This is a genomic window from Monashia sp. HAY1-2A (genome assembly GCF_056755315.1).
The window spans coordinates 1-9,892 of record NZ_JBNDHY010000157.1; the positions used below are offsets into that span (position 1 = coordinate 1).

The window sequence follows — 9,892 nt, forward strand, 5'->3', positions numbered from 1 at the left end:
CCCCCCCCCCCCCCCCCCCCCCCCCCCCCCCCCCCCCCCCCCCCCCTTTTTAATGATACGACGACCACCGAAATCTACACTCTCTCCGTCGTCGGCAGCGTCAGATGTGTATAAGAGACAGGCTCAGGGGTCCCGGGCGCAGCCGCGTCACCACCGCCGGATGGGTCGGGTCCGGGCTCTCAGACGCAGCGGCCGTTCTTGCAGTCGTGGTCGAAGAGCGCGCGTGCGAGGACGGTCGTCATGTCGGCCGGCGTCGGTGCCGAGTAGAAGTCCGAGTACGTCATCTTCGACACCTCGGTCAGGGCCGTGGCATCGACGTCGGGCCCGATGCCGATCGTCGTGATGGCGATGGGCTTGTCGGGGTCGCTCGCCGAGCGCAGGTTGGCCTTGAGCTGCTCGAGCGAGATGCCGTTCGGGTCGTCGTTGCGGCCGTCGGTGAGGATGACGACGGCGTTGACGCGGTCGGGGTCGTACTGGGCCTGCGCCTTCTGGTAGGAGGCCCAGATGGTGTCGTAGAGGCCCGTGCCGCCGCCGACGTTCTTCGACAGCGTCTCGGCGGCGGTGGCGACCTGTGCCCGGTGGCTGTCGTCGTCGAGACGGCCGATCGGAGCCAGCTCGCGCCAGTCCTGACCGGGACCACCCTTGTCGATGGAGAAGATCCACAGCCCGAGCTTGGTCGTCTTCGGCAGCGCCGACAGCGCGATCCCGGCCGCCTCCTGCGTGATGGCGACGCGGGTGCTGTTGCCGACCCTGTCGTTCATCGACCCGGAGACGTCGAACACCGACAGGATGGAGAAGTCGGTGGTCGCCGACTGCCACGTGTCGGTCGCCGCGGCCACCGTGGCCGCGTCGGGAGTCGGCCCGACCGTGACGTCACCGACGCTGCCGGACGGGGTGGGCATCGTCACGGGGACCGCGCTGGAGCGGATGCCGTAGCGGGCCAGGATCGTGGCGGCCTCAGGCGTCATGAGGTAGGTGCGGAGCAGCTCGACGGCCTGGGCCCGGACCGGGTCGGTGGCGACGTTGACGAGGGAGAACTCGAAGGCGGGCGTGCCCTCGCTCGGGGTCACCGACACCATCCGGTGGTCGGGGTAGAGCCGGTTGTGGTCGATGAGGTCGGCCTCGGCCACCGGGAAGGCCCCAGCCTCCTGCGGGTTGGCGTTGTAGGCCGAGAAGAGCTCGTCGATGGACGCGGCGGCGCCCTTGGCCAGCTTCGGGATGACGACACGTCCCTGCTCGGGTCCCAGTCGGGGCAGCGCCGAGGCGAGCGTCAGCATGCCGGCCGTCGTGGACCGGGGGTCGCTCATCCGGATGGGGGAGTCGGACCCGACCAGCTCGAGCCACGTCGGCTGCCCGTCGAGCTGCCTGGCGCGCGCGGGGTCCATGGCGATGACGAGCGGGCTCTTGGCGAAGGGCTTGGCGACCTTGGCGTTGATCCTGGCCGACTCGTTGACCCGCTCGACCCAGCGCTGGGAGTCCGGGATCCAGCCGTCCGGCCGGTTCGGCTGGCCCTGGCCGAGGCCGATCATCGCCTCGATCGGGGTCTTCCCGCGCACGACGAAGTCGACGCAGGGGGAGTCGGCGTCGGCCTGGTACTCCTTGGCGAGGGCGAGAACCGCCGGCTGCGCCGCCTCGGAGACCCAGAGCGTGACGGGCGTGCGCTCCGGGCAGGACTTGCCGGGGGCTCCGGTCAGCGCGGCGACGGGCGCCTGGTCACGGCCCTGCCACCACGTCCAGCCGCTTGCCCCGGCACCGGCGACGACGAGCACGAAGCCGAGCACCGCGGCGACCCGCCGGTTGCGACGGTTGCGGGCGAGCTTCGCCTCGAGCGCCTTTCGGGCCGCGCGGCCCTCCATGAGGCTCTGCTCGTAGGGACCGACGGGGCGACGTGGAGGGGTCGGCTGGGACACGGGGTTTCCTCACATGAGGACGCCCCGGTGCCGGGGCGTCGGGGCGAACCACCGAGCAACGGTACCGGGCGGCTCGCGCAGAATGGTGCCCCAACCGCCCCGCGTTTGTCGAATGCCCGAAATGTCCTACGGCAGCACGGATCTCGGCGGTGCGAAGGCTCCCGCGCGCTGCACGGTGAGGGCCCCGGTGAGCAGGGCCCGCTCGACCGCCGGGGCGATCTCGGCCAGACCTGCGGCTCGGAGGCGCGCGGCCGCGGCGGCCCCACCGAGCAGGCCCGCGTCGAGGAGCCCGGACACGAGGCCGGCCATGAACGAGTCGCCCGCGCCGACGGTGTCGACCACGCGGACGCTCGGGGCCGGCAGCGACACCTGCTCGCCCGTGGCGCTGACCCGCACGACGGCGCCCTGGCCCCCGCGGGTCACGACGACGACGGCCGGGCCGAGGTCGCCCCACGCGCGCAGCACCTCGTCGAGGGGCTCGCCCGGGCACAGCCAGGCGACGTCCTCGTCGGAGAGCTTGACGACGTCCGCCAGCGCGATGGAGGCCTCGATGGCGCGACGCGCGTCGCCCGGGGCGCCCATGAGCGTCGGCCGCGCGTTCGGGTCGTAGGACACCGTGGCGCCGGTGGCCCGCGCGGCCTCGAGCACGGCCCGGACCTCGTGGCCACCGGGCTCGATGACCGCGGCGATGCTCCCCGTGTGGACGTGGCCGTAGCCGTCGAGGTGCGGGACCGGTGCGACGTGCCACTCGAGCTCGAAGACGTAGGTGGCGGCGCCCGACGCGTCGAGCGTCGCATGGGCCAGGGAGGTGGCCGCGGCGTCGCACGAGCCCTCGGTCAGGGCGATGCCGCGCTCGGCGCAGTGGGCGGCGATGCGCTCACCACGGGCGTCTCGCCCGATCCACGTCGCGAGGTCGACCGGATGCTCGAGTGCTGCCAGGCCGAACGCGACGTTGGCGGGGCTGCCGCCGACGTGCTCGGAGGTCATGCCGTCGGGCGTCGTCACGGCGTCGACGAGCGCCTCACCGACGACGAGGGTGCGCAGATCGGTCACGTCGTCCTCGCTCACGCGTCGACCATGTCGGCGCTGCCGAACCAGCCGGGGCGGTCGAAGCGGTGCTCGCTGTCGATGGTGCGGATGGTGCCGCTGCGCGAGCGCATGACGAGGGAGTTCGTGCGGGCGGACTTGGCGCCGTAGCGAACTCCCCGCAACAGCTCACCGTCGGTGATGCCCGTGGCGACGAAGAAGCACTCGCCGACGACGAGGTCGTCGGTGGACAGGACGCGGTCGAGGTCGTGACCGGCGTCGAGCGCCTTCTCGCGCTCCTCGTCGTCCTTGGGCCAGAGGCGGCCCTGGATGACACCGCCGATGCACTTGATGGCGCACGCGGCGATGATCCCCTCGGGCGTGCCGCCGATGCCGAGGAGCAGGTCGACACCCGTACCGGGTCGGGCCGCCATGACGGCGCCGGCGACGTCACCGTCGACGATGTAGCGGATACGGGCGCCGGTGTCGCGGATCTCCTGGGCGAGGCGGTCGTGACGCGGCCGGTCGAGCATGACGACCGTGACGTCGGCCGGCGTCTCCTTCTTGGCCTTGGCGATGCGGCGGATGTTCTCCGCGACGGGCAGGCGGATGTCGACGACCTCGGCGGCGTCGGGACCGGTCGCGAGCTTGTCCATGTAGAACACCGCCGACGGGTCGTACATCGCGCCGCGGTTGGCGACGGCCATGACCGCGACGGCGTTGTTCATGCCCTTGGCGGTGAGGGTCGTCCCGTCGATGGGGTCCACGGCGACGTCGACCTCGGGACCTGTGCCGTCGCCGACCTCCTCGCCGTTGAAGAGCATCGGCGCGTTGTCCTTCTCGCCCTCGCCGATGACGACGACCCCACGCATGCTGACCGTCGAGATCATCGCGCGCATCGCCTCGACCGCCGCCCCGTCGGCCTTGTTCTTCTCGCCGCGGCCGACCCACCGTCCGCCGGCCATGGCGGCGGCCTCGGTGACCCTCACCAGCTCGAGGGCGAGGTTGCGGTCCGGCTGGCTGTGTCTCATCGGGTCCTCCGTCGGCGCAGAACGAGTCGGCGCCAGCCTATCGGGGGGTCGACCCGCGTTTGGACGCCGTCCACGGGTCGGGGACCATGGAGGCATGAGCTCGCCGTCCACCTCCCCGCCTCCCCCGGGGCACCCCGAGCAGCCGGTCACGTCGACCGGGCCCGAGGGCGTCGCAGCGGCGTCGACGGGCGGGCCCGTGGCACAGTCGGTTCCGTCCGCCCGGTCCCAGGCCGACTCCCAGACCGACTCCCAGACGGACTCCCAGACGGACTCCCAGACGGAGGCCCTCGCGTCGCCGCGCAGCCGGTACTCGCTGGGCACGCTGCCGAACATGCTCCGCTCGATGCTCGTCATCGGGCTGTTCGTCCTCGCCCTCGTCGCCATCGTTCCCCGGACCGACCACGTGGACCGGCCTGCGGTGGACGCGCTCGACAAGGCGCGCGAGGTCGCGGCCCAGACGCACTGGGCCGTGGAGCTGCCCCAGGGCCTGGGGTCCGGCTGGGTGCCGACCGTCGCGACGTACGCCCCCGGGACCGAGAAGGTCCGGACCTTCACGACGGTGTGGACGACGCCGGCCGGAGCCGACATCGCCCTCAAGCAGGCCGTGAACCCCACGGACGGCTGGCTGCGCCGGTCGGTGGACGACGGCGAGGCCGCCGGCACCGTGCAGGTGTCGGGACGGTCGTTCCAGCGGTTCACCGCCTCCGACGCCGGCCAGGTCGCCTACGTCGTGCGCGGGACGGCTCCGACCAGGCCGACGATCGTCGCCTCGGGCAACGCGTCCGAGGACGAGCTGAAGGCGTTCGTCGCCGCGATGCGGCCGGTGGCGCCTGCGACGACCCCCTGACCTGCGGGTCGCACGCGGGGTCGAGAGGCCGCGGTCAGGACTCGTCGTCGAAGACGGCGTCGTCGGCGTGCAGCGGCCCGTCCTGAGCCGACGTGCCGGCGGGGTCGGCACCACGGACGGCCCGCTCGATCTCGGCCAGGGCGCCGTCGAGCCACGTCGCGCAGTGGGCGGCGAGGGCCTCGCCGCGGCGCCACAGGCGCATCGAGTCCTCGAGCGGGGCCTGACCGGCCTCGAGCCGCGCGACGATGGTGACGAGCTCCTCGCGGGCGTCCTCGTACCGCATGCCGGCGATGTCGGGGAAGTCGGTGCTGTCGGGCGGGGACGCGTCGGCCATGGCGGCCACCCTACGATGTCGGCCCGACGCCGCCCTCGGGGTCCGGGGCCGGTGTCGTCTTCTGCGCGGTGGCCCTCTTCCCGGCGGCCTTCTTCACGCTGACCGGCCGGACGCCGAAGTCGCCTCGGGCGACGCGCACGCGCAGCAGCTCGCCGACGCCGACGTCGTCGCGGTCCATGACGACGCGGCCGTCGCGGTGCTGCACGACGGCGTAGCCCCGCTCGAGGGTCGACTGCGGTGAGAGCGCGACGACCTGCCGGCGCAGGTGCTCGGCCTCGTCGGACGCCCGGTGCAGGCGGGCCTCGAGGCGCGTCGCCGCCCGCTCGCGGAGGGCGGCCAGCTCGGCGCGGCGCGGGCGCAGCTGGGCGACCGGGTCGGCCATGACCGGTCGGGACACGAGGGCCCGCAACCCGGAGCGCTCGTGCTCGACGCGACGGAGCAGGGCACGGCGCAGCCGGTCGCGGCCGGTCTCGACGGTTCCGCGCTCGTGCGCGGCGTCGGGCACGACCCGCTTGCCGGCGTCGGTGGGAGTGGAGGCCCGCCAGTCGGCGACGAGGTCGAGCAGGGGCTGGTCCACCTCGTGGCCGATGGCGCTGATGACCGGGGTGCGCGCCTCGGCGACGGCCCGGACCATGGCCTCGTTCGAGAACGGCAGCAGCTCCTCGAGCGCGCCGCCGCCGCGCGCCACGACGATGACGTCGACCTCGGGGTTTGCGTCGAGCTCGCGGAGCGCCGCGACGACCTCGGTCACGGCGCTGGCCCCCTGCACGGCCACCTCGCGAAGCTCGAACCGCACGGCGGGCCACCGCCTCCTGGCGTTCTCGACGACGTCGCGTTCGGCCGCCGAGCCGCGTCCGGTGATGAGTCCCACGCGGTGCGGCAGGAAGGGGATGGGGCGCTTGCGGTCGGTGTCGAACAGGCCCTCGGCGGCGAGGGTGCGCTTGAGGATCTCGACGCGGGCGAGGAGGTCGCCGATGCCGACCGGGCGGATCTGGCGGGCCTCGAGCTGCAGCGTGCCGCGCTTGGTCCAGAACGTCGGCTTGGCCTGGAGCACGACGCGGGCCCCCTGCGTCAGCGGCACGGCCATGGCGTTGACGGCGTTCATCGGCACCGAGACGGACAGCGACATGTCGACGTCGGGGTCGCGCAGCGTCAGGTAGGCGGTGCCGCCGCGCGGGTTGAACTGCACGACCTGCCCCTCGACCCACAGCTGGCTCATCCGGTCGACGTAGTCGCTGATCTTGAGGCTGAGCACGCGGACCGGCCAGGGCTGCTCGGCGGTGGTGTCGGCCGCCTTGTCCGGCAGCGGGTTCGGCAGGCTCACGACGGCAACCATAGGCGCAGCGACCGACGTCCCGGTCCCGGCGGACTTCGGGGGCGCGTCGGCCGGCACGTAGCATGGCCGCATGACCGATGCCGCGAAGAAGGTCCTGCTCGCCGCGCCGCGTGGCTACTGCGCCGGCGTCGACCGAGCCGTCGTCACGGTCGAGAAGGCTCTCGAGCTGTACGGCCCGCCCGTGTACGTCCGCAAGCAGATCGTGCACAACAGGCACGTCGTCACGACGCTCGAGAAGCGGGGGGCGATCTTCGTCGACGAGACCGACGAGGTGCCCGAGGGTGCCACCGTCGTCTTCTCGGCTCACGGGGTGGCCCCCGTGGTCCACGAGGAGGCGAGGGCGCGCAGCCTCAAGACCATCGACGCCACGTGCCCGCTCGTGACCAAGGTGCACCGCGAGGCCGTCCGGTTCGCCGGCGACGACTTCGACATCCTCCTCATCGGCCACGAGGGCCACGAGGAGGTGGTCGGGACGAGCGGTGAGGCGCCCGAGCACATCACGCTCGTCGACGGTCCGGACGACGTCGAGCACGTCACCGTGCGGGACCCCGAGAAGGTGGTGTGGCTCTCGCAGACGACATTGTCGGTCGACGAGACGATGGAGACGGTCAAGCGCCTCAAGGAGAAGTTCCCGGCCCTGCAGAGCCCGCCGTCCGACGACATCTGCTACGCCACCCAGAACCGGCAGCTGGCCGTCAAGCAGATGGCGCGGGACACCGACCTCATGATCGTCGTCGGTTCGCGGAACTCCTCGAACTCGGTGCGACTCGTCGAGGTCGCGCTCGAGCACGGTGCCCGGGCCGGTCATCTCGTCGACTACGCCGACGAGATCCAGGAGGAGTGGCTCGAGGGGGTCTCGACGGTCGGTGTGACGTCGGGCGCGAGCGTGCCCGAGGTGCTCGTGCGCGACGTCCTGTCGTGGCTCGCCGAGCGGGGCTACGGCGAGGTGGAGGCCGTCGTCGCGGCGGAGGAGTCCCTGCTCTTCGCGCTGCCCAACGAGCTGCGGCGCGACCTCAAGGCCCGCAAGGGGGAGGACGCCGGCAGCCTGCGCCACGACGCCGCGTTCGAGGACGCCGGCTCGCTCCACTGAGCCCGCCTCCGCGACGCGTCCTCACGGCCGACCGGGCCGGGGCCCACCGGCTCCCGAGGGTCGGTGTCAGCCTCCGAGCGCGGAGGTCAGGGCGGGCTGGAGGTCGTCGAGCGAGCTCGTCGCGACGTACTGCCCACCGGTGATGGCCAGGACCTGCCGGAGCGCCCCCTCGTCGGACCGGCCGCCGATGTCGACCACGACGAGCCGTACCGGCTTGGCGGGGTCCCGCAGCGCCGCCAGCTGCTTCTGGAGCAGCCGCAGGCTCAGCCCGAAGTCGTCGTCGTTCGGGCCACCGGTCACGACCACGACGGCGTTGGTGGACCCCGGACGCCAGTACCCCTTGGCCTGCGCGTACGCCGCCGCGATCGAGTCGTAGAGGCCGCGGCCACCGCCGACCGTGGTGTCGAGGCCGGCGACGGACGTGTCGAACGCGGCCAGGCGCCTGCCCTCACCGAGGCCGCCGTAGCCGACGAGCGGCCGGTAGTCGTCGGCGTGGTCACCGATGTGCTGCGAGTAGACCCACAGCGAGGCGACCGTCGTCGGTGACACGGCGGCGGCGGCCCGGACCGTGGCCCGCTGGACGGTGGCCAGGCGCGTGGCGCCGCTCTCGGTCCGGTCGAGCATCGACCCGGACACGTCGACCGCGAGCAGGGCCTGGGTCTTGGGGGCCGACGCGTCCCACAGCGCGGCGGCGCGGGCCACGGCGGCCTCGGCCGGGACGGGCCCGACCGTGATCGTCCCACGCAGCCCGCTGGGGGTCCCGGGGTCCGCGCCACCCGGTGTGCGGAAACCGCCGGCCCGCAGGACCTGTGCCGCCTGCCGCGTGTGGAGGTAGTCGTCGAGCGCCTTGACCAGGCGCTTCTTGGCCGCGTCGTCGGACAGGGACACGAGGGAGTACTCGGCCGGGCCCGCGCCCTCCTTCGGCGCCACCGGCGTGAGCGGTGCGTCGGTGTGCGCGGCGTTCCACGTCGTCAGCTGAGCCTGCGTGACGACGGCGCCGGCCGGGTCCTTACCGTCGACCCCGTCGAGGGACACCGAGCCGGTGCCGTCCTCGGCGGCGCGGGACACGAGCGTGCCGAGGGCCGCGTCCGACATCGAAGCGGCGGCGGCACCGAGCGCCAGGCGCCCCACGGTGGAGCGGTTGGGGTCGGGGACGCGGACGGGCGTCCCGCCCCCGAGCACCGCCCCCCACGAGAGGTCGGCACCGACCCTCTCGGCGGCGGCAGGGGACAGCGCGACGACGACGGCGCTCGTCGCGAACGGCCTGCCCGGAGCCGCCGTGACACCGGAGATCGCGCGGGCCCGCCCGAGCCAGACGTCGGAGTCGGTGATCCACGCGTCGGGCCGCCCGGCGCCGACGAGCGAGCCGGCCACGGCGAAGGGCTCCGCGGGCTCGAAGGTGTACGCGGCGCACGGCCCGTCGGGGTGCTTGCTCAGGGCCTCGGCCGCGGCGGCGACGGCGGGCGCGGCGGCCGGGGCGACTGCGACGCGGACCTTCGCCGGGTGGGCGCACGCGACGGGACGAGCGGCGATGGCAGGCAGGCTGGTCGGGACGTCACGCCGGACGAGCAGGGCGTACACGCCCGCCGCGGCGCCGGCCAGGACGAGGGCGAGCACGGCGCCGAGCACCCGGTTGCGGCGCTGACGCCACCTGCGCTCGCGGACGGCGGCCTCGACCTTGTGCCGTGAGTCGATGAGGCTCTGCTCGTAGGGGCCGATGCGGCGGCCCGTGCCTGCTGCCTGATGGTCTGGGTCCGGCCCCCCGGTGCCGGTCACGCTGCGCCCGCTTCCATGCCGCCGTATTGTCCGTGCCTCCCGCGCGGGTGTCCACTATCGCCCCATACCGGACATCTCGCCTCTCCGCACCTCGAAAGTGGCTGTGGCCGTGGGTGATCGGCCCCTGGGGAGGCCGTCAGGCGGTGTCCTCCCGACGTCGGGCCGCCGCGTCGCGCTCACGGCGCAGGAACGCGTCGTCCCGCTCCTCGCTCGAGCGCGGACCGAGTGCATCGACGACGTCGTCCGGGGTGCTTCCGGTCAGCTCGGCGGCGCTCAGCGAGCGTGGCGCGGCCTCGAGCGGCACGAGCTCGGCCGGCCGCTCGGTGGCCAGCTGCAGCTCGTGCATCCGGCGGGCCGTGACGAGCACGCGTGACTCGAGCGTGCCGACGAAGCGGTTGTACTGCTCGACGGAGCGGGCCAGCGACTGCCCCATCCCGGTGACGTGACCTCCGAGGGTCGCGAGGCGGGCGTAGAGGTCCTGTCCGAGGGCGAGCAGCTCCCTGGCGTTCTGCTCGAGGGCGTCCTGCTGCCAGATGGCGCCG

9 protein-coding genes are annotated in these 9,892 nt (G+C 73.5%); 2 read left to right on the top strand and 7 right to left on the bottom strand.

The genetic code is table 11. The annotated features are described in order from the left end of the window. Positions 1 to 179: 179 nt before the first annotated feature. The 3 genes from ACPYOM_RS18295 to glpX all read right to left on the bottom strand — a co-directional run bounded on the left by ACPYOM_RS18295 (position 180) and on the right by glpX (position 3,967). The gene (locus ACPYOM_RS18295; RefSeq protein ID WP_481347045.1) at positions 180 to 1,910 is read right to left on the bottom strand and encodes a substrate-binding and VWA domain-containing protein; all 1,731 of its coding nucleotides are present in this window, start codon (positions 1,908 to 1,910) and stop codon (positions 180 to 182) included. Between the two features lie 126 nt (positions 1,911 to 2,036). Continuing rightward, positions 2,037 to 2,978 (bottom strand): carbohydrate kinase family protein, encoded by a 942-nt coding sequence (locus ACPYOM_RS18300; protein WP_481347046.1) that lies wholly within the window; start codon positions 2,976 to 2,978, stop codon positions 2,037 to 2,039. Next, positions 2,975 to 3,967 carry a class II fructose-bisphosphatase gene (gene glpX, locus ACPYOM_RS18305; RefSeq protein WP_481347047.1) on the bottom strand — a complete coding sequence of 331 codons (993 nt, stop codon included), beginning with the start codon at positions 3,965 to 3,967 and terminating at the stop codon, positions 2,975 to 2,977. The genes ACPYOM_RS18300 and glpX overlap by 4 nt, the downstream gene beginning before the upstream one ends. A gap of 94 nt (positions 3,968 to 4,061) precedes the next feature. On the opposite strand from glpX, the gene ACPYOM_RS18310 reads away from it, so the two are divergent. Continuing rightward, positions 4,062 to 4,814 (top strand): DUF4245 domain-containing protein, encoded by a 753-nt coding sequence (locus ACPYOM_RS18310; RefSeq protein WP_481347048.1) that lies wholly within the window; start codon positions 4,062 to 4,064, stop codon positions 4,812 to 4,814. Positions 4,815 to 4,848: 34 nt separating this feature from the next. Here the strand turns inward: ACPYOM_RS18310 and ACPYOM_RS18315 are convergent, their stop codons facing one another. Further along, positions 4,849 to 5,148 (bottom strand): exodeoxyribonuclease VII small subunit, encoded by a 300-nt coding sequence (locus tag ACPYOM_RS18315; RefSeq protein ID WP_481347049.1) that lies wholly within the window; start codon positions 5,146 to 5,148, stop codon positions 4,849 to 4,851. 10 nt (positions 5,149 to 5,158) lie between these two features. Further along, positions 5,159 to 6,484, bottom strand: a complete 1,326-nt coding sequence (gene xseA, locus ACPYOM_RS18320; RefSeq protein WP_481347050.1) for an exodeoxyribonuclease VII large subunit — start codon at positions 6,482 to 6,484, stop codon at positions 5,159 to 5,161. A gap of 70 nt (positions 6,485 to 6,554) precedes the next feature. On the opposite strand from xseA, the gene ACPYOM_RS18325 reads away from it, so the two are divergent. Further along, positions 6,555 to 7,574 (top strand): 4-hydroxy-3-methylbut-2-enyl diphosphate reductase, encoded by a 1,020-nt coding sequence (locus tag ACPYOM_RS18325; RefSeq protein WP_481342384.1) that lies wholly within the window; start codon positions 6,555 to 6,557, stop codon positions 7,572 to 7,574. Between the two features lie 66 nt (positions 7,575 to 7,640). Here the strand turns inward: ACPYOM_RS18325 and ACPYOM_RS18330 are convergent, their stop codons facing one another. Beyond that, the gene (locus ACPYOM_RS18330; protein ID WP_481347051.1) at positions 7,641 to 9,350 is read right to left on the bottom strand and encodes a substrate-binding domain-containing protein; all 1,710 of its coding nucleotides are present in this window, start codon (positions 9,348 to 9,350) and stop codon (positions 7,641 to 7,643) included. A 136-nt stretch (positions 9,351 to 9,486) separates the two neighbouring features. Next, a partial coding sequence (rmuC, locus tag ACPYOM_RS18335; protein ID WP_481347052.1) for a DNA recombination protein RmuC occupies positions 9,487 to 9,892 on the bottom strand: 406 nt, incomplete at its 5' end.

Excerpts from the sequence above, each read along its gene's own strand:
- ACPYOM_RS18310 (WP_481347048.1), top strand. The coding sequence starts at position 4,062 with ATGAGCTCGCCGTCCACCTCCCCGCCTCCCCCGGGGCACCCCGAGCAG.
- ACPYOM_RS18315 (WP_481347049.1), bottom strand. The coding sequence starts at position 5,148 with ATGGCCGACGCGTCCCCGCCCGACAGCACCGACTTCCCCGACATCGCC.
- xseA (WP_481347050.1), bottom strand. The coding sequence starts at position 6,484 with ATGGTTGCCGTCGTGAGCCTGCCGAACCCGCTGCCGGACAAGGCGGCC.
- glpX (WP_481347047.1), bottom strand. The coding sequence starts at position 3,967 with ATGAGACACAGCCAGCCGGACCGCAACCTCGCCCTCGAGCTGGTGAGG.
- ACPYOM_RS18325 (WP_481342384.1), top strand. The coding sequence starts at position 6,555 with ATGACCGATGCCGCGAAGAAGGTCCTGCTCGCCGCGCCGCGTGGCTAC.